27 protein-coding genes and 3 pseudogenes are annotated in these 23,933 nt (G+C 68.4%); 11 read left to right on the forward strand and 19 right to left on the reverse strand.

The genetic code is table 11. The features are described from left to right. Nucleotides 1-69: 69 nt before the first annotated feature. The 5 genes from FRZ33_RS00785 to FRZ33_RS00805 all read left to right on the forward strand — a co-directional run bounded on the left by FRZ33_RS00785 (nucleotide 70) and on the right by FRZ33_RS00805 (nucleotide 3,094). Nucleotides 70-1,041: a VIT domain-containing protein gene (locus FRZ33_RS00785; RefSeq protein WP_158637029.1), complete on the forward strand. Its 972-nt coding sequence runs from the start codon at nucleotides 70-72 to the stop codon at nucleotides 1,039-1,041. Beyond that, nucleotides 1,041-1,874, forward strand: a complete 834-nt coding sequence (locus FRZ33_RS00790; RefSeq protein WP_146907026.1) for a VWA domain-containing protein — start codon at nucleotides 1,041-1,043, stop codon at nucleotides 1,872-1,874. The genes FRZ33_RS00785 and FRZ33_RS00790 overlap by 1 nt, the downstream gene beginning before the upstream one ends. Beyond that, nucleotides 1,771-2,130, forward strand: a complete 360-nt coding sequence (locus tag FRZ33_RS00795) for a hypothetical protein (protein WP_146907027.1) — start codon at nucleotides 1,771-1,773, stop codon at nucleotides 2,128-2,130. Before FRZ33_RS00790 ends, FRZ33_RS00795 begins: the two co-directional genes overlap by 104 nt. A gap of 118 nt (nucleotides 2,131-2,248) precedes the next feature. Continuing rightward, the gene (locus tag FRZ33_RS00800) at nucleotides 2,249-2,434 is read left to right on the forward strand and encodes a hypothetical protein (RefSeq protein ID WP_146907028.1); all 186 of its coding nucleotides are present in this window, start codon (nucleotides 2,249-2,251) and stop codon (nucleotides 2,432-2,434) included. A 120-nt stretch (nucleotides 2,435-2,554) separates the two neighbouring features. Further along, nucleotides 2,555-3,094 carry a sortase domain-containing protein gene (locus FRZ33_RS00805; RefSeq protein ID WP_227977962.1) on the forward strand — a complete coding sequence of 180 codons (540 nt, stop codon included), beginning with the start codon at nucleotides 2,555-2,557 and terminating at the stop codon, nucleotides 3,092-3,094. On the opposite strand, the gene rraA is transcribed toward FRZ33_RS00805, so the two are convergent. The 4 genes and pseudogenes from rraA to FRZ33_RS00825 all read right to left on the reverse strand — a co-directional run bounded on the left by rraA (nucleotide 3,066) and on the right by FRZ33_RS00825 (nucleotide 4,969). Beyond that, the gene (gene rraA / locus FRZ33_RS00810; protein WP_146907029.1) at nucleotides 3,066-3,545 is read right to left on the reverse strand and encodes a ribonuclease E activity regulator RraA; all 480 of its coding nucleotides are present in this window, start codon (nucleotides 3,543-3,545) and stop codon (nucleotides 3,066-3,068) included. The two genes, FRZ33_RS00805 and rraA, sit on opposite strands and share 29 nt — an antisense overlap. 65 nt (nucleotides 3,546-3,610) lie before the next feature. Then, on the reverse strand, nucleotides 3,611-4,285 hold the full coding sequence (rpe, locus tag FRZ33_RS00815; RefSeq protein WP_146907030.1) for a ribulose-phosphate 3-epimerase: 675 nt from the start codon (nucleotides 4,283-4,285) through the stop codon (nucleotides 3,611-3,613). Nucleotides 4,286-4,293: 8 nt separating this feature from the next. After that, nucleotides 4,294-4,619, reverse strand: a pseudogene (locus FRZ33_RS00820) (J domain-containing protein). Continuing rightward, a complete protein-coding gene (locus tag FRZ33_RS00825; RefSeq protein WP_146907031.1) occupies nucleotides 4,616-4,969 on the reverse strand; it encodes a c-type cytochrome in 354 nt (117 codons plus the stop codon). The pseudogene FRZ33_RS00820 and the gene FRZ33_RS00825 overlap by 4 nt, the downstream one beginning before the upstream one ends. Nucleotides 4,970-5,078: 109 nt before the next feature. Here FRZ33_RS00825 and FRZ33_RS00830 point away from each other — a divergent pair, with 109 nt between their 5' ends. Next, complete coding sequence (locus FRZ33_RS00830; RefSeq protein ID WP_146907032.1) at nucleotides 5,079-5,975, forward strand: phosphoribosylaminoimidazolesuccinocarboxamide synthase; 897 nt, start codon at nucleotides 5,079-5,081, stop codon at nucleotides 5,973-5,975. 58 nt (nucleotides 5,976-6,033) lie between these two features. Continuing rightward, nucleotides 6,034-6,537 (forward strand): Mpo1 family 2-hydroxy fatty acid dioxygenase, encoded by a 504-nt coding sequence (locus tag FRZ33_RS00835; RefSeq protein ID WP_146907033.1) that lies wholly within the window; start codon nucleotides 6,034-6,036, stop codon nucleotides 6,535-6,537. Between the two features lie 48 nt (nucleotides 6,538-6,585). On the opposite strand, the gene FRZ33_RS00840 is transcribed toward FRZ33_RS00835, so the two are convergent. Next, nucleotides 6,586-7,086 (reverse strand): hypothetical protein, encoded by a 501-nt coding sequence (locus FRZ33_RS00840; RefSeq protein ID WP_146907034.1) that lies wholly within the window; start codon nucleotides 7,084-7,086, stop codon nucleotides 6,586-6,588. 130 nt (nucleotides 7,087-7,216) lie between these two features. Here FRZ33_RS00840 and FRZ33_RS00845 point away from each other — a divergent pair, with 130 nt between their 5' ends. Together FRZ33_RS00845 and FRZ33_RS00850 are read left to right on the forward strand one after the other, a co-directional pair. Continuing rightward, the gene (locus tag FRZ33_RS00845) at nucleotides 7,217-7,585 is read left to right on the forward strand and encodes an EamA family transporter (protein ID WP_146907035.1); all 369 of its coding nucleotides are present in this window, start codon (nucleotides 7,217-7,219) and stop codon (nucleotides 7,583-7,585) included. Then, on the forward strand, nucleotides 7,531-8,103 hold the full coding sequence (locus tag FRZ33_RS00850) for a DMT family transporter (protein WP_146907036.1): 573 nt from the start codon (nucleotides 7,531-7,533) through the stop codon (nucleotides 8,101-8,103). Before FRZ33_RS00845 ends, FRZ33_RS00850 begins: the two co-directional genes overlap by 55 nt. A 58-nt stretch (nucleotides 8,104-8,161) precedes the next feature. On the opposite strand, the gene FRZ33_RS14995 is transcribed toward FRZ33_RS00850, so the two are convergent. From FRZ33_RS14995 to nhaA, 11 genes and pseudogenes are all read right to left on the reverse strand, one after another. Then, on the reverse strand, nucleotides 8,162-8,674 hold the full coding sequence (locus FRZ33_RS14995; RefSeq protein WP_158637030.1) for an MMPL family transporter: 513 nt from the start codon (nucleotides 8,672-8,674) through the stop codon (nucleotides 8,162-8,164). After that, nucleotides 8,620-9,612 (reverse strand): RND transporter family protein, encoded by a 993-nt coding sequence (locus FRZ33_RS15000; protein ID WP_158637031.1) that lies wholly within the window; start codon nucleotides 9,610-9,612, stop codon nucleotides 8,620-8,622. The genes FRZ33_RS14995 and FRZ33_RS15000 overlap by 55 nt, the downstream gene beginning before the upstream one ends. Next, entirely contained in the window at nucleotides 9,603-10,352 is a 750-nt protein-coding gene (locus tag FRZ33_RS00860) for an MMPL family transporter (RefSeq protein ID WP_146907038.1), read from the reverse strand. The genes FRZ33_RS15000 and FRZ33_RS00860 overlap by 10 nt, the downstream gene beginning before the upstream one ends. Further along, nucleotides 10,349-10,660, reverse strand: a complete 312-nt coding sequence (locus FRZ33_RS00865) for a hypothetical protein (protein WP_146907039.1) — start codon at nucleotides 10,658-10,660, stop codon at nucleotides 10,349-10,351. The genes FRZ33_RS00860 and FRZ33_RS00865 overlap by 4 nt, the downstream gene beginning before the upstream one ends. Before the next feature lie 10 nt (nucleotides 10,661-10,670). Continuing rightward, a complete protein-coding gene (locus tag FRZ33_RS00870) occupies nucleotides 10,671-11,729 on the reverse strand; it encodes a WD40/YVTN/BNR-like repeat-containing protein (protein ID WP_146907040.1) in 1,059 nt (352 codons plus the stop codon). Between the two features lie 223 nt (nucleotides 11,730-11,952). Then, nucleotides 11,953-13,316: pseudogene (locus FRZ33_RS00875) on the reverse strand (DUF1329 domain-containing protein). Nucleotides 13,317-13,335: 19 nt separating this feature from the next. Then, a complete protein-coding gene (locus FRZ33_RS16610; protein ID WP_265468743.1) occupies nucleotides 13,336-13,557 on the reverse strand; it encodes a DUF1302 family protein in 222 nt (73 codons plus the stop codon). Further along, nucleotides 13,470-15,362, reverse strand: a complete 1,893-nt coding sequence (locus FRZ33_RS00885) for a DUF1302 domain-containing protein (RefSeq protein ID WP_158637033.1) — start codon at nucleotides 15,360-15,362, stop codon at nucleotides 13,470-13,472. The genes FRZ33_RS16610 and FRZ33_RS00885 overlap by 88 nt, the downstream gene beginning before the upstream one ends. Before the next feature lie 224 nt (nucleotides 15,363-15,586). Further along, entirely contained in the window at nucleotides 15,587-15,928 is a 342-nt protein-coding gene (locus FRZ33_RS00890) for a Rossmann-fold NAD(P)-binding domain-containing protein (RefSeq protein ID WP_158637034.1), read from the reverse strand. Nucleotides 15,929-15,950: 22 nt separating this feature from the next. Next, entirely contained in the window at nucleotides 15,951-16,436 is a 486-nt protein-coding gene (locus FRZ33_RS00895) for a hypothetical protein (protein WP_146907044.1), read from the reverse strand. After that, on the reverse strand, nucleotides 16,433-17,638 hold the full coding sequence (gene nhaA, locus FRZ33_RS00900; protein WP_146907045.1) for a Na+/H+ antiporter NhaA: 1,206 nt from the start codon (nucleotides 17,636-17,638) through the stop codon (nucleotides 16,433-16,435). Before nhaA ends, FRZ33_RS00895 begins: the two co-directional genes overlap by 4 nt. A gap of 155 nt (nucleotides 17,639-17,793) precedes the next feature. Between nhaA and FRZ33_RS15665 the strand changes: the two genes are divergently transcribed. Both FRZ33_RS15665 and FRZ33_RS15670 read left to right on the forward strand, forming a co-directional pair. Then, nucleotides 17,794-18,570: an SLC13 family permease gene (locus FRZ33_RS15665; RefSeq protein ID WP_227977965.1), complete on the forward strand. Its 777-nt coding sequence runs from the start codon at nucleotides 17,794-17,796 to the stop codon at nucleotides 18,568-18,570. A gap of 123 nt (nucleotides 18,571-18,693) precedes the next feature. After that, nucleotides 18,694-19,173 carry an SLC13 family permease gene (locus FRZ33_RS15670; protein ID WP_227977968.1) on the forward strand — a complete coding sequence of 160 codons (480 nt, stop codon included), beginning with the start codon at nucleotides 18,694-18,696 and terminating at the stop codon, nucleotides 19,171-19,173. Between the two features lie 250 nt (nucleotides 19,174-19,423). Here the strand turns inward: FRZ33_RS15670 and lpdA are convergent. The 3 genes and pseudogenes from lpdA to aceF form a co-directional block, all read right to left on the reverse strand. Continuing rightward, a pseudogene (gene lpdA / locus FRZ33_RS00910) lies at nucleotides 19,424-21,206 on the reverse strand (dihydrolipoyl dehydrogenase); the annotation flags it as partial. A gap of 42 nt (nucleotides 21,207-21,248) precedes the next feature. After that, complete coding sequence (locus FRZ33_RS00915) at nucleotides 21,249-22,163, reverse strand: carbon-nitrogen hydrolase family protein (RefSeq protein ID WP_146907046.1); 915 nt, start codon at nucleotides 22,161-22,163, stop codon at nucleotides 21,249-21,251. Then, the gene (aceF, locus tag FRZ33_RS00920; protein ID WP_146907047.1) at nucleotides 22,163-23,506 is read right to left on the reverse strand and encodes a dihydrolipoyllysine-residue acetyltransferase; all 1,344 of its coding nucleotides are present in this window, start codon (nucleotides 23,504-23,506) and stop codon (nucleotides 22,163-22,165) included. The genes FRZ33_RS00915 and aceF overlap by 1 nt, the downstream gene beginning before the upstream one ends. Nucleotides 23,507-23,933: the final 427 nt, after the last annotated feature.

Here is a 23,933-nt window from a genome sequence, read left to right on the forward strand (position 1 = left end):
GCTGCCCGAAGCCGGCCCCGGCGGCGACCGGTCGCGCGCTTGCAATGGCTCCACACCCAGGAGCCGACCATGCACCAGCGCGAAACCCGCAAACCTCGCCTCTTCCGCTCCCGCCGGCTGCCGCCTCGGCCCGTCATCTGGTTCTACCTGTGGCTGAGCCTGGCCGCGGCGCTGGTCTTCGCCTGCCTGCCGGCGTTCGCCAGCGAGCGCGGCCAGAGCACCGACCCGGAGCCCGAAGGCCTGATGCTGCACGATGAAAACGGCTGGGTCGCCAGCCTGGCCATGGACACCTCGGTGGACATGCAGGTGCAGGGCCTGTTCGCGGAAGTGAGCGTGCGCCAGACCTACCGCAACGACACCGCGGAATGGCGCGAAGGCCGCTACCTGCTGCCGCTGCCCGAAAATGCCGCGGTCGGTGCGCTGACCCTGCGCATCGGCGAGCGGCTGATCGAAGGCGAGATCCGCGAAAAACAACAGGCCAAGGCGGAATACGCCGCCGCGGCCGCGCGTGGCCAGCGTGCCAGCCTGGTCGAGCAGAACCGCCCGAACCTGTTCCAGACCGCGGTGGCCAACATCGGCCCGGACGAAGAGATCGAGATCGAGGTGCGCTACTGGCAGCCTGTGGCCTACCGCGACGGCGTGTTCTCGCTGACCCTGCCGCTGACGCTGACGCCGCGCTACCTGCCCGGCAATGACGGCAGTTTGTATGCCAACGGCGATGCGGATTTCAGGATGCAGGCCGTCGCCAACGCACCCGAAGCCCTGCCTGTGGTCGCCGGCGCCATCGAAAGAGGCTCCGCGCTGCCGCCGACGGTGACGCTGACCGCACAGATCGAACCGGGCCTGCCGCTGCAGAGCCTGACCAGTCCCACCCACGCGGTGACCGTGGCGGCCGAGGGCCGTACGTACCGGGTCACGCTGGCTCACCTCGTCGAGTCCGGCGACCGCGATTTCGAACTGCGCTGGGAGCCCGTGCCCAGCAAGGCGCCGCGCAGCGCCGTGTTCACCGACCGACATGCCGGCGAGGACTTCGCCCGGTGATGCTGGTGCCGCCGACCCTGCCGACCGCGCCGCTGCCGCGGGAACTCATCCTGGTGATCGACAACTCGGGTTCGATGTCCGGTGCGTCCATGGAACAGGCGATCGAGGCCGCGGACCGCGCCCTGGCCCGCCTGCAGCCGGGCGACCGCTTCAACGTGGTGCGTTTCGACGACAGCTACGACGTGCTGTTCACCACGCCGGTGCCGGCTGAGCCCGGCAATGTGGCCCGGGCACGCGCCTACGTGCGTTCGCTGCGCGCCGAGGGCGGCACCGAGATGCTGCCGGCACTGCGTGCGGCCTTCGAAGGCCAGGCACCGGCCGGCTTCCTGCGCCAGGTCGTGCTGGCGACCGACGCCGCGGTGGGCAACGAGGACGAACTGCTGCAGCTGATCGAATCGCAGCGCGGCGAAGCGCGCCTGTTCCCGGTCGGCATCGGCAGCGCGCCGAACGGCCACTTCCTGCGCAAGGCCGCCGAAGCCGGCCGCGGCACCCAGACCCTGATCCGCGACGTCAACGAAGTCACCGAGCGCATGGACGCGCTGCTGGCGAAACTCGACAAGCCGGCGATGCGCGACGTGCAGCTGGACTGGCCAGGCGTGGCCGAGATGTACCCGGCGCGTGTGCCCGACCTGTATGCCGGCGAAGCGGTGCAGGTGATCGCGCGCCTGGAAAAACTGGAGGATGCCGTCACCGTGCGCGGCCTGCGCCCGCAGCCCCTGGGTGCGGCGCGTGTCGCTGACCGGCCATGCCGCCACGCCTTCGCCCGGCATCGGCCGGCTCTGGGCCCGCGCGCGCATCGATTCGCTCGAGGACGAACTGCGCCGTGGCGGTGATGCCGACAGTCTGCGCGCGCAGGTGGTGGACGTGGCGCTGCGCCACGGCCTGGTCAGCACCTACACCAGCCTGGTGGCGGTGGACCGCACGCCGGCGCGGCCGCAGCACGAAACCATGGGCAGCACGCGGATGGCGAACGCCACGCCCGCCGGTTCACTGCCGTTCGCCCAGGGCAGCACCGGCTGGATGCGCGAACTGCTGATCGCACTCGTGCTGGCCCTGTCCGCCCTCGTCCTGCTGCGCACCCGGAGCTGAGCCATGTTTCCCCGCCTGATCGCCTGCCTGTTCTGCGTCGTCCTGCTCTGCCTGCTGCGCGAACCCGCGCAGGCCTGACCGAACCCGCGCCCCCACGCGCACACCCGAGGAAACCGCCATGGTCCTGATCGTCGAACGCCGCGACACCCCGCCGCCTCCGGCCGAGGCGGATCCCGGCCCGCGCTCCACCGAACGTGCGCTGCAGCACATGCACTGGTACTTCGTCCCGTCGGATGCCAGTCCACTGCTGCAGCGCCGACCCATGCCCCTGTCTTCGTTGCCGACGGCGCAGGAGGCGCCGTGATCTTCCGCCGTTCGCGGCCCGTTTCAGGGATGGACTCCCGGGGCAGGGAAGCCCCACCCCATGAGTTGCGACGCTGGCTCCGACGAAGCTTGCTGCTCGGCGCACTGGCGCTGGCCCTTCATGCGAGCTGGATACCCGCGAAAGCCGTGCTCGCCCAGGAGTTGCTGGCTTCGTCCTGGGGAGTCGAGCAAGCACGACGGCTCCCCGCACCGCCCTTGGCCCTGGGCCGACACCCACCCGGTCGCACGCATCGAACAGGCGCGCCTGGGCATCTCGCAGGTCGTGCTGGCCGGTGATTCCGGCCGGCCGCTGGCCTTCGGCCCGGGCTGGGCGGAATCGAGCGCGCGTCCGGGCAGTGGCGCGGGCACCATCATCATCAGCGGCCACCGCGACACCCATTTCGCCTGGCTGCGCGACCTGCGGTCCGGTGAGGCGGTGACGCTGGAAACGCTGCAGGGACCGCGCGACTACGTGGTGGTGCACCGCGAAGTCGTGGACTCGCGCACGCACCGCATCGCCACCCATGACGAAGGCGGAAAACTGCTGCTGGTGACCTGCTGGCCCTTCGATGCCACCGCGGCGCGTGGACCGCTGCGCCACGTCACCACCCTGCTGCCGGTGGACGCCGGTTTCAACCCAGCGGCACGGGCGACACGATGACGCCGTCTTCGTCGGCGTAGAGGTGATGACCGGGCGCGATCATCACGCCGCCCAGGTCGACCACGACATCGCGCAGGCCCTGCCCGAGCTTGTCGGTCTTGCGCGGGCAGGTGCCCAGCGCCTTCACGCCGAGCGCCAGTTGGCCGATGGCGTCGGTGTCGCGGATGACGCCGTGCACGAGCACGCCGGCCCAGCCGTTTTTCACCGCCATCGCCGCCAGGTTGTCGCCCAGCATCGAACGCCGGGTCGAGCCGCCGCCATCCACCACCAGCACGCGGCCTTCGCCGGGCTCCGCCACGGCTTCGCGCACACGCGAGTTGTCCTCGAGCGCACGCACCGTGCTGACCGGGCCATGGAAGGCGATGCGGCCGCCGTAGTCGCGCAGCGGCAGGTCGAGCACGCGCACCCGGTCTTCGTGGGCGTCGCAGAGGTCGGCGGTCTTGAAAGCCATCGTGGAACTCCGGAAGACAACGATTCGGTGCATGCGGCGCGGCACTTCCGCCGGCCCGCGGAATTTCAGCGTCGCGCAGCCGCCACTTCGGCGCGCATCTGCGCGATCACCGTCTTGTAGTCCGGCGCATTGAAGATCGCCGAACCCGCGACGAAGGTGTCGGCGCCGGCCGCGGCGATTTCGCGGATGTTGTCGGCCTTCACGCCGCCGTCGATCTCCAGGCGGATGTTCTTTCCGAGCTTGTCGATGCGTTCGCGCACGCGCTTGAGCTTGTCCAGCGCCGAGGGAATGAAGGCCTGGCCGCCGAAACCCGGGTTCACGGACATCAGCAGCACCAGGTCGAGTTCGGGAAGCACGTAGTCCAGCACTTCGACGGGCGTGGCGGGGTTCAGCACCAGGCCGGCCTGGCAGCCGCTGGCCTTGATCAGCTGTACCGTGCGGTGCACGTGTTCGCTGGCCTCGGGATGGAAACTGATCAGGGTGGCTCCGGCCTTGGCGAAGTCCGGCACGATGCGGTCGACCGGCTTCACCATCAGGTGCACGTCGATCGGCGCGGTGACGCCGTGCTTGCGCAGTGCTTCGCAGACCAGTGGACCGATGGTGAGGTTGGGCACGTAATGGTTGTCCATCACGTCGAAGTGCACCCAGTCCGCGCCTGCAGCCAGGACGTTGTCCACTTCCTCGCCGAGCCTGGCGAAGTTCGCGGACAGGATGGACGGGGCGATGATGCAGTCGGACATGGCGGGCCTCAGGCCTGGCGGCGAAGTTTCTGGATGCGGTCGTAGGCGGCGTTGATCTCGCGCGCCTTGTCTTCGGCCTGCAGGCGCAGCTCGTCGGCGGCACCGGTCAACCGGTCGGGGTGGTACTGGGCGATCAGGCGCCGGTAGGCGCGATCCACCTCTCCGTCGCTGGCGTCCTCGGCCAGGCCGAGCACCGCATAGGGATCGTATTTTTCGGGCGGAACCAGTCGGCGTCGAAGGCGTGGCCGATCAGCAGTCCAACCAGGGCGCCGGCGGGGTGGCGCAGCAGCAGCCAGCCGGCGATGAAACCCAGCAGTTTTCCGTACCACCTCATCGGGCGTCTCCATTCCGGAATCCGGGCTGGGCGGCGTACCAGGCCGCGAGCGCCTGCACATCCGCCGGCTGCAGGCTGTTGGCCAGCGACGTCATCGGCACCTGCTGGCGTTTGCCGCTGCGGTAATCGGACAGGGCGCGCTCGAGGTATTGCCGGTCCTGGCCGCCCAGGTGCGGCGTGCCGGCCACGCGGCTCGCGCCGTCCACGCCGTGGCAGGCCACGCACAGGCCGAGCTTCGCGGGCCGTTCCGGCGCCGTGGCAGGTGCTGCGGCGGCGGCGGGAGCGGCAGGGTCGGCGCAGGCCGCCAGGGAGGCGGCCGCGAACGGCAGGATCAGCAGGCGTTTGAGCATGGCGGGATTCTATCAGCCGGCCCCGACCGCGAACTCCGGGGGTGGCAGCGGTCCCGCCCCGGCCGGCGGCCCTTTACAATGGCGCCCTCCTCCGCGTGCCGAGCCTCCCGTGCCCACCACCCTGCATACCTCCGACCTGCCCGGCCTGCCCCTGATCCACCGCGGCAAGGTCCGCGACGTCTACGAGCTGCCCGGCAACCGCCTGCTGATGGTGGCCACCGACCGGCTGTCGGCCTTCGACGTGGTGCTGCCGGACCCGATCCCGGGCAAGGGCGAGATGCTGTGCCAGATCAGCAACTTCTGGTTCGACAAGACCGCGCACCTGATGCCCAACCACCTCACCCACGAGGACGTGGCCGCCAACCTGCCCGCCGGCGTCGATGCCGCGCTGTACGCACGCCGCGCAGTTGTGACCAAGAAGCTCAGGCCGGTGCCGGTGGAGGCCATCGCCCGCGGCTACATCATCGGCAGCGGCTGGAAGGACTACCAGAAGACCGGCGCGATCTGCGGCATCACCCTGCCCGCCGGCCTGCAGCAGGCACAGCAGCTGCCGGAACCGATCTTCACGCCCTCGACCAAGGCCGCTGTCGGCGACCACGACGAGAACGTCAGCTTCGAGGCCGTGGTGGAAAAGATCGGCGCCGACCTGGCGGAGCAGCTGCGCGCGGCGACGCTCGCGATCTACAAGTTCGCGGCGGCCTATGCCGCGGAGCGCGGCATCATCATCGCCGACACCAAGCTGGAGTTCGGCCTGGACGAACACGGCGTGCTGCACGTGATGGACGAGATGCTGACGCCGGATTCCTCGCGCTTCTGGCCGGCCGACCAGTACCGGGTCGGCATCAGCCCGCCCAGCTACGACAAACAGTTCGTGCGCGACTACCTGGAAACGCTGGACTGGAACAAGACGGCGCCCGGGCCGCATGTACCGGCCGGGGTGATCGAGGGCACCCGCCTCAAATACGCCGAGGCGCTGGACCGGCTGGCGGACATCCGCCTGGACTGATGCCGCGGCCGCGGGCCGGGTCTATGATGGGCCATTCCCGCCCGTACGGAGCCCGGCCATGGCAAGCACCCACGAAGTCGCGGACATCGACGATCCGCGCCGTCCGATCGACCGCTGGCTGTTCAGTTATTCGGGCGACCACGTCAACCCGACCAACCAGCTCATCCACCTGGTCTGTGTGCCGGCCATCCTGTGGTCGGTGACGGCGGGGCTCTGGATCATCCCGATTCCCGCGGCGATCGCCCAGCCCGGCGCCTGGATGGCGGTGGCGATGTTCCTGGCCTGGGCCTGGTACTGGCGGCTGTCGCGACCGCTGGCGCTGGGCATGCTGGTGGTGTTCGTGGCCCTAGGTTTCCTCAACCGCTGGCTGTGGGACACGATCGGCGGCGCGAACCTGGGCTGGTTGGCGCTGGCCGTGTTCGTGGTGGCGTGGATCGGTCAGTTCATCGGCCACAAGATCGAAGGCCGCAAGCCCAGCTTCTTCACCGACCTGAGCTACCTGCTGGTCGGGCCGCTGTGGACCCTGGACAAGCTCTACCGCAAGCTCGGCTGGTCGCACTGACGCGGCGATGGTGCGCGGGCGGCGAACCGCCCGCGCACCACGGTCTGCTCAGGCCCCCGCGCCGGTCAGGCCCACCAGCGCCGCGCCGAACACCACGGCCAGTACGATGCCGATGATCACGAACAGCACGATCATGATCGCCGTGTAGAGCACCGCGACCAGGCAGGCGCGGCCGAAGCCCAGGGCGCTGCCGTCCGGGCGCTTGATCAGCAGGTTGATCGAGAACGCGATCGCCACGAAGCCGACGATGATGCTGACCAGGTTGATCAGCAGGGACATGGCACCCATGGCCGCCATCGCGGCCTCGGGATCGGCATCCGCGCCCAGGCCGGCGCCCAGTCCGAACACCAGCGTCAGGCCGACCGACACCACGAAACTGATGATGCCGGCCAGCAGCACGGCAAGCACCGAACGCCCGTAGGACGGCGAAAATTTCTCGATCAGCTTGACCGAGAACTTGAGGATCAATCCGCCGACCAGCAGGTAGAAAACGACGAATACGACGAACATCAACAGCATGGCCCCGATGGCGGCACCGGCAGCTTCCATAATTTTCCCCAGGTGAAAGTCGCGCAAACGCGCCCGCCGACTTTGCCGCAGGCGCGGCGAAGGGGCAAGGCGGACCTTGTCGCGGCGGATCGGGCACACTGTGCGCCCCTGTCCGGCGCGATACGTTCCGATGCCCCTGCGCGATCTCCTGCTGGCGCTGCTGGTCTGCCTGGCCTGGGCCGGAAATTTCCTCACTTCGGCGCTGGCGCTGCGGGAGATGCCGCCGCTGCTGTTCACCGGCCTGCGCCTGGCACTGCTGGCGATGCTGCTGGGCGCTTTCCTGCGCCGCCCGGGGCCGGGCCAATGGCCGCGGCTGATTGCGATCGCCCTGTGCACCGGTGTGCTGCACTTCGGGCTGAGTTTCTGGGCACTCAAACTTGCGGGCGACCTGTCGTCGCCGGCGATCGTGATGCAGAGCTACATCCCGATGACGGTGTTGCTGGCGTGGGTGTTGCTGGGGAACGTTTCGCCTGGCGCACCGGCACCGCGATCGCGCTGAGTTTTGGCGGCGTGCTGGTGCTGGGTTTCGATCCGCTGGTGCTGGACAACCCGGCCTCGCTGGGCCTGATGCTGGTGTCGGCGTTTTTCCTGGCGGTGGGCACGGTGCTGATGCGTGGCCTGGCCGGCGTGGACCGCTACGGCATGCAGGCCTGGACGGCGGTGATCGGCGTCGGCCCGCTGCTGGGACTCAGCCTGTGGCTGGAACCCGGTGGTTTCGCCCTGTTGCCAGCCTTGAGCAGCACCGCCTGGATCGGCGTGGCCTACGCAGCGGTCGTGGCCTCGCTGATCGGGCACGGCATCTATTACACGCTGATCCAGCGCCACCCGGTCGCGAAGGTGATGCCGTGGCTGCTGCTGACGCCGGTGTTCGCGATCGGCCTGGGCCTGGCCTTCTGGGGCGACCGCCCGGGCCCGAAGCTCCTGATCGGCGGCGCCATGACCCTGGGCGGCATCCTGGTGATCGCCCTGCGCAGCCAGGCCAAGGCGCGCCCGGCGCCGGTCGCCGAGGAACTCTGAGCCAGTCCAGAAAAGAAAGCGGGCCGGAGCCCGCTCTCTTGTTGCGCTCGTCGTTCCCTTACAGCTTGGGCGTCCAGTCGTCCTTCTCGCGCGGCCGCAGCAGCCAGCGGCACAGGGCCGGCAGGAAGATGATGGCGGCGATCATGTTCACCACGAACATGAAGGTCAGCATGATGCCCATGTCAGCCTGGAACTTGAGGTCCGAGAAGATCCACATCGCCACGCCCACCGCCAGGGTCAGCGCGGTGTAGAAGATCGCGATGCCGGTGGTCTTGAGCGCGACGAAATAGCTCTCGGCCACGGTGCGGCCCTGCAGCATCGACTCGCGCATGCGCGCGAAGATGTAGATGCCGTAGTCCACGCCGATGCCGACGCCCAGCGCCACCACGCACAGCGTGTTGACCTTCATGCCGATGTCCAGTTCGACCATCAGCGAGTGGCCCAGCTCGGTCACCAGCACCAGCGGCAGCAGCACGCACAGTGCTGCCAGCGGGTTGCGGAAGCTGATCCAGCACATCACGAACACCGCCGCGTACAGCAGGTACAGGATGGTGTGCTCGGACTCGCGCACGGTGTCGTTGGTGGCGGCGGCGACGCCGACATTGCCGGTGGCCAGGCGCAGGTTGACCTGGTCGGAGGTGAAGTCGGGGTCTCGGCAGCCTCGGCAGCGAGTTTCACCTGCAGGTTGCCTTCCACGTAGGCGTTGTTCTTCTCGCGGAAGTCCTTCACCGCCGCGACCACGCGGTCGATGGTGGTGGCCTGGTGGTCCGAGGTGAAGATGGTGATCGGCATCGCGCTGCAGTCGGCGTTGAGCAGGCCCGAGTCGGTCTCGAAGCTCTGCGTGGCCTGGCGCAGCGTGTCCGGGTCGCGCGGCAGCACGCGCCAGCGCGCACCGAGCCGTCGTTCCAGCCGGCGTTGACGATCTTGGCGGCGGCCGGCAGCGTGATCACCTGCTCGACGCCCTCGACGTTCTCCATGTGCCAGGCGAAGCGGTCGATCAGCTCCATCGCGGCATAGCTGGTGGTGCAGGCCGACGGGCCGGCTTCGGCGATGACGTTCATGATGTCCACGCCCAGCGCGAACTTCTCGGCGATCAGCACCGCGTCCTGGTTGTAGCGGGCATCCGGGCGCAGCTCCGCCACGCCCTTCTGGGCGTCGCCGATCATCACCTTGTTGCCGTGCTGCCAGGCGAAGAACCACACCACCGCACCGACCAGGATCACCGCCGCGGCCGCGCCGGCCGGGCTTGGACAGCCGGGACAGCGCGGCCCACACGCGGTCGAAACGGGTCAGCTGGCGCAGGCGGAACTCGCGCTTGCGCTCGAGGTTGCGCAGCCGGGTATAGCTGAGCAGCACCGGCAACAGCACCAGGTCGGTGAGGATGGTCAGGGCGACGCCGACCGTGGCGGTGATCGCCAGTTCGCGCACCATGTCGATCGGGATCACCATGATGGCACCGAAGCCGATGCAGCCGGCCAGCAATGCCACGGTGCCCGGGATCAGCAGCATGCGGAACGACAGGCGGGCGGCTTCCAGCGGTTCGACCGCGTCCTGGAACGGGCGCGCAGTTCCTCCACCGTGCCCTCTTCCAGGCCGCCGAAGAAGATCTCGCCGCGGAAGCGGTTGATCATCTGCTCGCCGTGGCTGACCGCGATCGCGAAGATCAGGAACGGCGTCAGCATGTTCATCGGGTCGATGCCGAAGCCCATCAGCTTCAGCGCACCCAGCATCCACACCACCGACACCAGCGCCGCGGCCACGGTCAGGCTGGCCAGCTTGACCGAGGTCGAGTACAGGAACAGCAGCAGCCAGGTGAAGGCGATGGTGAGCGCGAAGAACTTGATGACCGAACGCGCGCCGTCGCTGATGTCGCCGACGACCTTGGCGAAACCGATGATGTGGACGGTGTGGTTCTCGTCTTCGTACTTGGTGCGGATCGCCTCGAACTGGTCGGCGACCTGCTGGTAGTCCACCTTGTTGACGTCGCTTTCCGGGATCAGGTCGGCCCAGATCATGGCGCCCGACCAGTCCTTGGCCACCAGGCGGCCGACGATGTTGGCCTTGATGATGTTGCTGCGGATGGCCTGGAAGTCCTCGGGCGTGGACGTGAAGCCCTCGACGTTCGGGGTGAAGGTCTGCGGGATGACGTTGCCGCCCGACAGGCCGTCCTCGACCACCTCGATGAAGCGCACGTTCGGCGTGAACAGCGAGCGCGAACGGGCGTCGTCGGTGGAATCGAGGTTGATCACCTCGTTGGTGACGTTCTCCAGGTCTTCAGGAACTCCTGGTCGAACATGTCGCCGTCCTTCGCGATCACGGCCACGAGCACGCGGTTGGCACCGCCGAACTCGGCCTCGTAATCCTGGAAGGTCTGCATGTACTCGTGCTGCAGCGGCACCTGCTTCTTGAAGCCGGCATCCACCTTCAGCTGGCTGGCGAAATACAGCATCGCCAGCGTGATCGCGGTGAACACGATGAGGATCAGCGGCCGGTTGCCGAAAACGATGTTCTCGGCGAAGCGGGCGAACGGGCCGGGTTGGGCGTTGGGCAGGCTCATTGCTTCTCCGTCACTGCGGGCGGTACAGGTCGGCGCCCTTGTCGCCGATCACGAGGTATCCGGCGTCGCCGGCGGGCAGCACGTTCGACAGCAGCGGCGTTTCGCCGGTCGCGGTCTCGAAGGTGGTGGCCACGAACGGTGAACCGGCGTCGGGGCGCATCAGCACGACGCCGTTGGCGCCGACCAGGATCGCACCGCCGTTGGCCAGCGCGTGGCCGCCCATCAGGCTGGTGCTGACGCCGGTCTCGACCGCGGTCCAGGTGCTGCCCAGGTCGTGCGATTCCAGCACGTTGCCGCGCAGGCCGAAGGCCAGCAGGTGCTCGCCCTCCCAGGCCAGCACGCCGAACATGGAGCCCTCGTAGGGCAGGCGCTTGCGCTCCCAGGTCTCGCCGCCGTCGCGCGAGCGGAAGAAGGCGCCGCGTTCGCCGACGATCACCAGGTCGCCGGAGCCGGCGCGGGTGATGGCGTTGAAATGCGGGTCGGCCTCGGCATCCAGTTCCAGGTCGGAGGCGTCGAAGGTCCAGTCGTCGCCGGTGTCGGCCGCCGGTCCGCTGTCGGCGAGCGCGTCTTCCTCGTCGGCATCACCGAGCACGCTGCGCGGGCTCCGGGTGACACCGCCATCGGTGGTGACCAGCATCAGGCTGTAGGCGCCGATGGCGAAGCCGTGGCTGGCGTCGGTGAACAGCAGGTCCATCACCGGCACGCCTTCGCTGGGGTCGACGATGTCGTAGCTCCAGGGCGCGGCGCGGCGGCGGGTCCAGGTCTGGCCGCCGTCGGTGGAATGCACGATCACGCCGTCGTGGCCGGCGGCCCAGAGCATGCCGTCGGCGCTGGCGATCGAGGTCAGGGTGGCGCGGGTCGGGATGGCGGCCTGGGTCCAGGCCTTGCCGTCCTCGGAGACCAGCACGTGGCCACGTTCGCCGACCACGAAATAACCGGCATTGGTGCGCACGGCGTCGAGCAGCATCGAGCGGCTGGCGCGCGGCAGGATTTCGGCGTCCAGCAGGGCGGGGTCGGCGGGTGCGGCTTCGGCGACAGGCGCCTCGGTGGCCACATCATCGCTTGCCATGCCGGCTTCGGCGGTTTCAGTCGCCGGGTCTTCAACCGCCTCGGTCGTCTCGGGCGACTGCGCCGCCAGCGGAGGGCCAAGGCCAGCAGCAGGGCGCCGGACAGGCGCGTGCCGCGAAGGGCGGTTCTGGGCATCGTTTCCTCCTTCCTTGGTCCCGGATGGTACGGGGCCCGGAACGCCGCCGCGCCCTTGCGGGCGCGGCGGGTGGTTCAGTTGCTTCGGATCAGCGGACGCCTGCGGTGCGCAGGTTCTGCGGCGAGTAGTTCGCCGGGGTGCTCTGGTAACCGAAGTCGCGCGGCTTGTCCTCGTTGTCCAGCAGCATGGTGATGTAGCGGCCGGACTTGAGGTCGTGGTGGGTCTCGAGGGTGGACCAGAAGGTCGGCACCTCGTAGTAGTTCACCGACGGCGCGTCGGAATAACGCCACAGGTTGCCCTGGCCGTCGTAGTGGTCCATGGCCATGATCTGCCAGCTGTCCTCGTCCACGTAGAACGTGCGGCGGCTGTTGATGTGGCGCTGGCCGGCCTTGAGCTTGGCCTCGACCACCCACACGCGATGCAGCTCGTAGCGCATGAAGTCTGGGTTGAGGTGGCCCGGGCGGATCAGGTCCTTGACCTTGGTCTTGTCGCTGTGGGCCCGGTAGGCGTTGTACGGCACCAGCATTTCCTGCTTGCCGACCAGGGTCCAGGTGAAGCGGTCCATCGCACCGTTGAACATGTCGGTCATGTCGTTGGTGCGCAGGCCGTCGGACGCGGTGCCCGGGTTGTCGTAGGCGACGTTCGGGGCGCGGCGCACGCGGCGCTGCCCCGGGTTGTACACCCACGCCTGGCGCGGCGCGGCCTTGGCGTTCAGCGTTTCATGGACCAGCAGCACCTGGCCGGCCAGGCGCGCCGGACCGAGCACTTCCTGCTTGAAGTACAGCAGGATGTTGTTGATGTTCTCGGTGGTGTTGCCCGGCTTGTAGTACAGGCCCAGGATCTCCTCGCGCAGCTTGATCAGCGTGAACGCACCGCCGGCCGTCGGGGCCGCCTGGTTCGAGTAGCTGATCACCGACAGGCCCTTGTACTTGAGCTTGTGGTTCCAGATGACCTCGTGCGCGGTCTTCGGGATCGGGAACGGATGCCCTCGGCGCAGTTCTGGATGCCTTCGCCATCGGCCACCAGGGTGCACTGGGTGGCGTTGCGCTTGGTGAAGTCATACGTGCGCTGCGGGAACGAGGCGCTGCGGCGGGTCGGGTACACGTCCATGCGGAAGGTCGGGTACTTGGCGAACATCGCCTTCTGGCCGGCCGAGAGCACGTTGGCGTACTGCGCCTGGTTGGCGCGGGTGACCGAGTACAGCGGCTTGTCGGCCGCGAACGGATCCGGATGGAAGGTGCCGACGCGGAAACCCGCGGGCGGACGGACGATGCCGCCCTCCCATGCAGGGATGGTGCCGGCCGCGTTGCCGGCCTTCTCGGCACCGACCGGGGTCAGCGTCGTGCCGAGCTTGGCGGCTTCTTCAGCCGTGACCTTGGCCTGAGCCATGCCGGTGGCGAGTACCGCTGCGCTGACCATGATGGCCAGGGCGTGCTTCTTGTTGATTTTCATCCTCTGCCTCCCTGTGGCTTCAGAACGAATACTTGACGGTGAACGACGCGAAGTCGCGGTCGTGGATCTGGTTGTACTGCTCGGCGCCGCTGAACTGCGTGTAGCTCAGGTCGAAGATCCACTGGTTGAGGTAGTTGGCCTCGACGCCCAGGGTCAGCGACTTGCGGTCTTCCATGAAGTTGCCGCCCGGTCCCGGGGTGATGCCGTTGACGTCATGGTTGAACGCCAGGCGTGGCGACAGCGTGAGCGGGTGCCGAACGCGCTGGAATAGTCGGCGCGGGCGGCCAGGCGATAGCCCCACGAGAACGCGGTCGGGAAACCGCCGGTCAGCGTCTGCGGGTTGCGCATGCAGCCGAACTGCAGCACGCCGGCGCCCGGGAAGCCGGCCGCCAGCACGTCGGCCACGTCGCAACCGCCGCCGGTGTCGGTGCCTTCGCCCTCATAACGCAGCTCGGAGTGCGGGGGCAGGTCCCAGACCTCGGTGGCACCGACTTCGGCGACCACGGCCAGCTGGTTGGCACCCAGCACCTGGGCGAAGGCCTTGGTGAAGGTCATCTGCACCTGGCTCATCTCGTGCTCGCGCCAGCCACGGACTTCCTGGCCCAGTGCGTACTGGCCCAGCTGGCTGTTGAACTGCAGCGCCGGCACCGGGATGAACGGGTTCAGCGGGCTGAGCGCGGCATACAGCAGCTCGACGTCGTCGACCTGCAGCGGCGCGTTCGGGCGGTGGCTGACCTCGCCCTGCCAGGCGACGCCGCCGGGCAGCGTGGTGTTCCAGCTCACGCCGAACAGCTGGATGTCTTCCGGGTATTCGACGAAGAAGCGGCCGGAGGCGGCGCCGACGACCGGGTTGTTGACCGCACGGCCCGACAGCAGCGGCACGCGGCTGTGGTAGTTCAGGAAGTAGAAGCCGAACTCGGTTTCATTCAGCGCCTCGGCGTACCAGCGCAACGCCATGCCGTACTGGCCGGAGTCGTCGGCGGCCCGGTCCTCGAGGCGGCCCACGGCGTTGCCGCAGCCGATCGCCACGATCTGCGCCGCGGTGGCCGGGCCGTAGATGGCGGACAGGTCGCCGAAACGGTCGGAGGTGGCATAACCGGCCGGGCCGGCATAGCAGGTGCTGAAGAAACGCTCCGGGTTGTAGACCGGCTGCGGCGTGGTGCCGAAGCCCAGCATCACGTAGGTGCCGCCCGGGGTGCCGAAGTCGTTGGAGCTGAAGTAGGTGCCGGCGGCATCGACTTCGATTTCCTCGAACTCGAACATGTAGAGCATTTCGAGCGCGACGTTCTCGGACAGGTTGATCGAGCCCCAGGCCATGTCGATCGGCAGGAAGGCTTCCTTCAGCTCGGCGCCGGCCACGCGCAGCGCGGACAGGTCGACCGGGTTGATCACGTTGATGCCGTTCTGGATGAAGGTGCCCTCGCCCCAGCTCACGACCTGGCGGCCGACGCGCACGGTGCCGCCCAAGGCGCCGTCGTCACCCAGCTCGAAGTCCTTGTAGATGAAGGCATCGAGCATGCGGAAACGCTGTCCGATGCGGTCCTGCGCGATCTCGGTCAGGTCGTCGCGGCCCTCGTTCTCGAAATCGTAGAAGTACGTGGCGCGCATGAAGGCGCCCCAGGTGCGCCAGTTCACGCCCAGCTCGGAGGTGATCTTGACGGCGCTGGAGATGGCGTCGCCCTCGTCGTACTTGAGGTTGCCGTCGTCGCGGTTGGCCGAGAAACGGCCCGGCGCGGCGATCTGCTCCGGCGAACCCGGCACGCCACCGGCGCCCGTGCAGCGGCCCGGACCGACCGGGATCGGGCCCAGCGGGACGTTCTGGGTGCACAGCAGCGGGTTGAACCAGGACTTGCCGATCAGGTTCGGGTCCTGGTCGTCGACGCGCCAGGAGTACCCGTAGGACAAGGTAGTGTCCAGGCTGCCGGTCAGTTCGCCACGCGAGAACTCGAAGGCCTGGGCGGCCGGGGCCATCAGCAGGCCGAGCGCGACGGCGGCAGCCAGCGGGGCACGAGCGACCAGCCCGTGGTGTGCGTGCAGTTTCTTCATGGGTGCTTCCTCGGGTCGGTTCGTGCGAGCGGAATTCGGAGCACCGCCAATGGCGGCGGGCGCAAGCGACGGTTGTGGGCGCGTCGTGATGGAACTGTTCTTCATGGCGTTCTGGCTCCCCCAGACTCTAGAGCATTTCCTCTAGGCATATTAAATGTTCGTTAGGAAATGGCAATGCTCCCGCGTATGGTCCCGACCGGCGGGGTCGCTGCTGCGACGCAGCATCAGGGCCGGAACATGTCTGCCTGGGGCTGGAAGGCCCGCGGCGCATAGCCCAGGTCGCGCTCGGCGGGCCCGGCGTCGAACACCAGATCGCGGTTCAATCGCGCCAGCAGGCCCTCGCCCGCCCCCCGCAGACCCAGCATGGTGAGCATCCGGACACCGGCCCGGAACAGTGGCCCGGGCACCCGCACCAGCCGGGACCGGGGAGCCGCGACCGCGAGGACGCGCCGCAGCATCTCGTCGTAAGACAGGGTTTCCCCACCCGGCAGGTCATATCTTCCGACCCGGGGTGCCGGCGCCCTCAGACAGGCCAGCACCGCCGCCGCCAAGTCGCCGGCATGCACCGGCTGGCGCAGGCCGGTGGCGTCACGGGGCAGGGGCAGCCAATGCCAGCGCCGGGCCAGGCCGACGATCCGGCTCAGGCTCCGCTCGCCCCCCGTAGATCAGGGTTGGCCGCAGCAGTACCAGCGCGCTGCCGCGGGCCACGCAGGCACTGGCGAGCCGCTCCTCCGCTTCGGCGAGCCGCGCCGCAAGCGCGCGCTCCTCGGGATCGGGCGAGCCGGATTTGCTGTGAACGCTTGTGGACCCCAGCGCGACGACCCGCTCGGGCGCCAGACCGCACGCCTCGAACCAGCTTGCGAACCGGTCTAGCGGACCAAGGCTGAGTACCGCATCGAACCCTTCGCCCGGATCGAGTCCGGGGCCGAACTCGCCGGTCAACCAGTCCAGGCCGGGCGCCGCGGCCTGTGGTTGGCGTGATACGGCAAGCAATCCGGCCTCGCCAGGTGCCAGCGCAGCACGCAGTGCGACGCCCACCTGGCCCGTGAGGCCGAACACGAGCCAGCGTTTCATCCGGTCTTGCGCGGCAGCAGCCAGGCCAGTACGGCATATCCGAACAGGGCCGCCACCAGCGAGCCGGAGAGGATGCCGATCCGGTTGGCCACCAGCAGGTCGGCGTGGCTGGCGTCGAAGGACAGCGCACCGATGAACAGGCTCATGGTGAATCCGATGCCGCAGAGGATCGACATGCCATACAGCCCACCCCAGGTCACGCCGTCCGGGCGGCGCACCAGGCCGGTTCCGATCATCGCCGCGGCGGTGCCGAAAATGCCGACCTGCTTGCCCACGAACAGGCCCAGGGCGATGCCGAGCGGCACCGGCTCGGCCAGGCTGGACAGGCTGAGCCCGGCCAGCGACACGCCGGCGTTGGCGAAGGCGAACAGGGGCAGGATGCCGTAGGCGACCCAGGGGTGCAGCGCGTCCTCGAGCAGTTCCAGCGGGCCCTTGCCATCGTTCCTCGCGCTGTCCAGCGGGATGGTCATGCCCAGCATCACGCCGGCCAGGGTCGCGTGCACGCCGGACTTGAGCATCGCCACCCACATGACCACGCCAATCAGCAGGTATGCGGTGATCTTGGTCACGCCCAGCCGGTTGATCAGCATCAGCAGGACCATGGAGGCGATCACCACGCCCAGGGACAGCAAGGACAGGTGGCTGGTGTAGTAGAGCGCGATGATGATGATCGCGCCGAGGTCGTCGGCGACCGCGATCGCGGTGAGCAGCATCTTCAGCGCCAGCGGCACGCGCGAGCCCAGCAGGGCCAGCACGCCCAGGGCGAAGGCGATGTCGGTGGCGGCGGGGATGGCGACGCCGCGCATGGCCACCGGGTCGCCCCAGTTCACGAAGGCGTAGATGCCCATCGGCACGGCCATGCCGGCCACGGCGCACGCCGCCGGCAGGGCGATCTGCTTCTTGTCGGCGAACTGGCCGATCAGCATCTCGCGCTTGAGCTCCAGGCCCACCAGCAGGAAGAAGATGGCCATCAGGCCGTCGTTGATCCACAGCAGCAGCGGCTTGTTGATGTCCAGCTCGCCGATGCGCACCTGCACGGGCACGTGGAAGATGTCTGCGTACAAGCCCGCCAGCGGCGAGTTCGCGGCGATCAGGGCCAGGATCGCGGTGATCACCAACAGCACGCCGCCGAAGGATTCGAGCCGCATGAAGTCGGCGAATTCCCGCGCGGCGCGCTGGGACAGGATCTTTACCGAGGCCATGGGGTGCGACTCCGACGGGCAACCAGTCCCGATTATAGACGGGCGCACTACCGCTCCGGCAGGCGCGGATTGCGCTTGCTGAAACGCCGGCACGTTCCGGCGCCACGGGGCGGCATTGTATGGTGGCCGCCCGTACCGTCCGCCGCGGAGTACCCGTGACTTTGACCCTGCGCCGCTTCGCCCTGCCCGCCGGCCCATTGCTGGCGCTGGCGATCTACCTGCTGCTCGGTTTCCGCGGTGCGGAGCACGCGCTCGCCGTCACCGTCGGCCTGACGGCCTGGTGCGCGACCTGGTGGATCCTGGAGCCGGTGAAGGGGCCGGTGACCGCGCTGCTGCCGCTGGCCGTACTGCCGCTGATGGGCGTGCTGGACGCCAAGCAGGTCGCCCAGAGTTATGGGCATGAACTGATCCTGCTGCTGGGTGGCGGTTTCATGCTGTCGCGCGCGCTCGAACGCAGCGGCGCGCACCGGCGGCTGGCGCTGGGCATGGTGCGGGCCTTCGGCGGCGGCAGCGGGCGCAGCCTGCTGTACGGTTTCATCGCCGCCACCGGCGTGGTCAGCATGTGGATCTCCAACACCGCGACCACGCTGCTGATGCTGCCGGTGGCGCTGGCGATCCTGGAAAGTTATCCGGACAAGCGCCTGCACGCGCCGCTGATCCTGTGCATCGCCTATGCCGCCAGCGTCGGCGGCCTGGGCACGCCGATCGGTTCGCCGCCGAACCTGGTGTTCATGCAGGTGTATGCGGAAACCACCGGCACCCGTTACGGCTTCATCGACTGGATGATGATCGGCATCCCGGTGGTGCTGCTGTTCCTGCCGCTGATGGGCTGGTGGCTGGGCCGCGGCCTGGCGGAGCGCCGGCGGCGGTGTTGCCGGAAAGCGGGCAGTGGACGCCGGGTGAAAAACGCGTGTTGTGGGTGTTCGCGCTGACTGCACTGGCCTGGATCCTGCGCAGCGAACCCTTCGGCGGCTGGAGCACCTGGCTCAACCTGCCCGGCGCCAACGACGCCAGCGTGGCGTTGCTGGCCGTGGTCGCGCTGTGCGTGATCCCCGATGGCCGCGGCAGCCAGCTGCTGGACTGGGAAACGGCGGAACGGGTGCCCCTGGGGCGCGCTGGTGCTGTTCGGCGGCGGCATCGCGCTGGCGTCGGCGTTCCAGACGTCGGGCCTGAGCACGGCGGTGGCGGAAAGCCTGTCCGGCCTGAACGCCCTGCCCTTGCCGCTGTTGCTGCTGGGTATCGTCGGCGGGGTGGTGCTGTTGTCGGAGATCGCCAGCAACACGGCCACGGCGGTGCTGTTGATGCCGATCCTGGCGGCGACGGCGGTGGCGGTGGGGGTGGATCCGGCGCTGTTCATGTTCCCGGCGGTGTTGGCGGCCAGTGTGGGTTTCATGCTGCCGGTGGCGACGGCGCCGAATGCGATCGCGTACGGCAGCGGGCAGGTCACGGCGCAGGACATGCTGCGCGAAGGCGCGGTGCTGGACCTGGTCGGCGTGCTGGTGCTCTGCGGCGTGTGCTACGTCGCCTTCCACTGACGCGCTTGCTGCGCAAGTAGATCAAGTGCTCGTGGTCGTTTTATCCGGCGTGCGCCGTCACGAACTCGATAGCCCGGCCCGGACGGTCCGCAGGTCGTCGTGCGTGAGGTCGCTTTCCGGGGCTTCGAAAACATGGACGTTTTCGAAGAGCCCCCAGGGATGGGTTCACGGCGTCCCCGGAAAGCGACCTCACGTACGGCGGCCTATCGCCAGGAACGATCCCGGCGCAACGCACCGGGTGTCTTTCATTTTTCTTCGGGATGTAGAGGTCGGTGATGCTGCCTTCCTGGATCTCGGCCGCCATGCCCACCGACTCGCTCAGCGTCGGGTGCGGGTGAATGGTGTGGCCGATGTCGGCGGCTTCGCAGCCCATCTCGATCGCCAGCGCCAGTTCGGCGATCAGGTCGCCGGCGTGCACGCCGACGATGCCGGCGCCGATGATGCGGTCGGTGTGTTCGTCGAAGATCAGCTTGGTGAAACCTTCGGTGCGGCCGATGCCGACCGCGCGGCCGGAGGCGGCCCAAGGGAACTTGGCGACGCCGATCGCCAGGCCCTTGGCCTTGGCTTCGGTTTCAGTGACGCCCACCCAGGCGATCTCGGGATCCGTGTAGGCGACCGACGGGATCACCCGCGCCACCCATTCCTTCTTCTCGCCGAAGGCGACTTCGGCGGCCAGCTTGCCCTCGTGCGTGGCCTTGTGCGCCAGCATCGGCTGGCCCACCAGGTCGCCGATGGCGAAGATGTGCGGCACGTTGGTGCGCATCTGGCGGTCCACGGGGATGAAACCGCGGTCGGTAACGACGACACCGGCCTTGCCCGCGTCGAGCTTGCCGCCGTTGGGCGTGCGGCCTACCGACACCAGCACGCGGTCGTACTTCGTGTTCGCCGGCACCGACCCGCCTTCGAAACTGGCGTGCAGCGCGTCCTTCTTCGCGTCGACCTTGGCGACCTTGCAGCCCAGGTGCACGGCAACACCACGCTTCTTCAGCAGGTCGGCCAACGGCTTGACCAGATCCTTGTCGGCGCCCGGCATCAGCTGGTCCATGAACTCGACCACGGTGACGGCGCTGCCCAGCGCCGAATACACGCAGGCCATCTCGAGGCCGATGATGCCGCCGCCGACCACCAGCAGCTGTTTCGGTATGTCGGCCAGCAACAACGCGTCGGTGGAATCCATCACACGCGCGTCGTCCCACGGGAAACCGGGCAGTTTCACCGGCTGCGAACCCGCCGCGATGATGCAGTGTTCGAAACGCACCAGCTTCTTGCCATCCTCGCCGGACACTTCGATTTCATTGGGCGACACGAACACGCCGGTGCCGGTCACCGTGCGCACCTTGCGCGCCTTGGCCATGCCCGACAGGCCCTTGACCATCTGGCCGACGACCTTGTCCTTGTGCGCGCGCAGTTTGTCTAGGTCGATCTTCGGCTCGCCGAAACTGATGCCGAAGTCGGCCGCGTGTTTCGCCTCGGTCAACACTTCGGCTGCATGCAGCAGGGCCTTGGACGGGATGCAGCCGACGTTGAGGCAGACGCCGCCCAGGTTCGCGTAGCGCTCGACCAGCACGGTATCCATGCCCAGGTCGGCGGAGCGGAAGGCTGCCGTGTAACCGCCCGGGCCGGCGCCCAGCACCAGCATGCGGCATTCGATGTCGGCCTTGCGGCCCGTGCCGGTGGCCGCGGCAGGCACCGCAACCTGGCTCCCTCCCCGCTCGCGGGGAGGGCTGGGGTGGGGGCGAGCTCGCCGCGGGTTTCGCTGGTGCCGCGGCGGCCGCTTTGGGTGCTTCAGCGGCCGCATCACTTTCGGCAATCGCGATCACATCCCCCGCCGACACGGTGTCGCCCAACTTAACCTTGAGCTCGACGATCTTGCCCGCCGCACTCGCCGGCACCTCCATCGTCGCCTTGTCCGACTCCAGCGTCACCAGGCCCTGGTCCTTCTTCACCGTGTCGCCGACGGCGACCAGCAGTTCGATGACGGGCACGTCCTTGTCGTCGCCCAGGTCGGGCACCCGCAGTTCGATCTTGGCCATGTGGTTCTCCTTGAGCCTGGCGCGCGGACGCGCCGTCCTGGGTCAGTTGGTTTCGCCGCGCCACTGCGCGTACAGCTCGGGCCGGCGGTCGATCAGGTTCTTCACCGTGCCGTCGCGGCGCGCCTGCTGCAGCGCGGCCAGGTCGAGGTCGGCGAAGACCAGCTGTTCCACCTGCGGCGCGGCCTCGGCGGCGATGCCCTCGGGCGGGAACGGCGTGTCGCAGGGCGTGTACACCGCCGACTGCGCGTACTGGATGTCGAAGTTGGCGACGTTCGGGCAATGGCCGACATTGCCGGCCGCGACCACGTAGACCTGGTTCTCGACCGCGCGCGCCTGGCAGCTGTAGCGCACCCGCAGGTGGCCGCTGCGCAGGTCGGTGCAATAGGGAACGAACAGGATCAACGCTCCCTGGTCGGTGAGGTGCCGACCCAGTTCGGGGAATTCGCTGTCGTAACAGACCATCACGCCGACCGGGCCGGCGTCGGTTTCGATCACGCCGGCGCTGTCGCCACCGTCCACCGCCCAGCTGCCGGCTTCGCTGGGCGTGATGTGCAGCTTGTCGCGCCGGTGCAGCCGGCCGTCGCGGGTGGCGACGTAGCAGATGTTGCGCAGCGTGCCTTCAGGCGTACGGGTCGGGTGGGTGCCGCCGATGATGTGGATGTGGTGCTGCTTCGCCAGCCGCTGCAGCAAGGCGGTGAATTCACCGGTGTGCTGGCTCAGGCGTTCCATCGCCGCGGCGGGGTCGAGCAGACGCAGCTCGGCGCTGAGCAGCTGCAGGGTGAACAGTTCGGGAAACACCACGAAGTCGCTGCCGTAGTCAGCGGCGACCCGCACGAATTCCTCGACCTTGGCCGCGAAGCCGTCGAAACCCGTCACCCGGTGCTGCCCGTACTGCACCGCCGCCACGCGCACACGCGCCGGCGGCTGGCCGGGGATGGCGGGCAGCGGATGCGGCATCAGAGCAGCAGCCGGCGCAGATCGCCCAGCACCTGGGCCAGGTAGGCGGTGAAACGCGCGGCGGCGGCGCCGTCGATCACGCGGTGGTCGTAGCTCAGGCTCATCGGCAGCACCAGCCGCGGCGCGAACTCCTTGCCGTTCCACACCGGCTTCATCGCGCTGCGCGACACGCCCAGGATGGCGACTTCCGGCGCATTGATGATCGGCGTGAACCCGGTGCCGCCGATGCCGCCCAGCGAGCTGATCGAAAAACACCCGCCCTGCATGTCGGCCGACGACAGCTTCTTGTCGCGCGCCTTGGCGCTGATCTCGCCCAGTTCCTTCGCCAGTTCCAGCAGGCCCTTGCGGTCCGCGTCGCGGATCACCGGCACCACCAGGCCGTCGGGCGTGTCCACCGCGATACCGATGTGGAAGTACTGCTTGAGCACCAGGTTGTCGCCGTCGAGCGAGGCGTTGAAGTTCGGGTACTTCTTCAGCGCCGCCACCACGGCCTTGATCAGGAACACCAGCGGCGTGACCTTGGTGTCCTTGTTCTCTTCGCCCTTCTTGCGGAAGGCCTCCATCTCGGTGATGTCGGCGTCGTCGTGCTGGGTGACATGCGGGATCATGGCCCAGTTGCGCGCCAGGTTGGCGCCGGACAGCTTCTGGATGCGCGAGAGCGGCTTGCTTTCGATCGCGCCGAACTTCGCGAAGTCCACCTTCGGCCACGGGATCAGGTCGAGTCCGCCACCACCGCCGGAAGCGCGTGGTGCGCCGCCGCCAGCCAACGCGGCCTTGACGAAAGCCTGCACGTCTTCCTTCGTGATGCGGCCGGCGCGGGCACTGCCGCTGAGCTGGGCCAGGTCCACGCCGAGCTCGCGCGCGAACAGGCGCACCGCCGGGCTGGCATGCGGCACCTTGCCGGGCATCAGCGCGTCGGCGTCGAAGGCGACCGGCGGCGAACGGGTCGGCGTTTCGACCACGGCAGCTGTCGGTGCTGCCGTCGCAGGTGCGGGCGTCGCCGGAATCGCCGCCTTCGCCGCGACCTCACTCCCTCCCCCGCTCGCGGGGGAGGGCTGGGGTGGGGGCGCCACAGGCTTGGCGTCACCCGCAGGTGCCGCTGCAGCCGGCTCGATCAACGCCACCACCGACCCTTCCGACAGCTCGTCGCCGATCTTGACCTTGAGTTCGCGCACGATGCCGTCGAACGGCGCCGGCACTTCCATCGTGGCCTTGTCCGATTCCAGCGTCACCAGGCCCTGGTCTTTCTTCACGGTGTCGCCGGGCTGCACCAGCAGCTCGATCACCGGCACGTCCTTGTCGTCGCCGATATCCGGCACCCGCGCTTCCTTCAGCTCGGCCATGGTTCCACCTGGATCCCGCAAGAGAGTCTGCGGCTATTCTCGCCCTGTTCGACACCGGCGGCCAAGCGCTTCCGACGCGGGCCTGCGCCTACGCAGGCGTATTGGGCGCGTCGTGCCGGCGTTCCGGCAGGACATCCGGGGACATCGCAAAAAAATGCCCTCCGTGGGGTACCGGAGGGCGTTGGGGAGCGCAAACACATCAGGTGCGCGTGCTGTTCGCACCCAGGCGGGGTTCGTGATGAACCCGAGCGCAAGAGGAAACGTCGGGCCGTGGAGACAGCGGGCCATGTCCGTCCGATGCCTAGGGTCTGCCTTTGGTTGCAGTCCGGCCTGTGCCGGAAGTCGGACGTGACCCGGGTCATGGACCCCGATACGGCGCGCAAGTTCCCTGCGGCGGATTTCACCCTTCGTGGGCGGCCACCATCAC

The sequence above is a fragment of the Arenimonas daejeonensis genome (assembly GCF_007993735.1).
Taxonomy (GTDB): domain Bacteria; phylum Pseudomonadota; class Gammaproteobacteria; order Xanthomonadales; family Xanthomonadaceae; genus Arenimonas; species Arenimonas daejeonensis.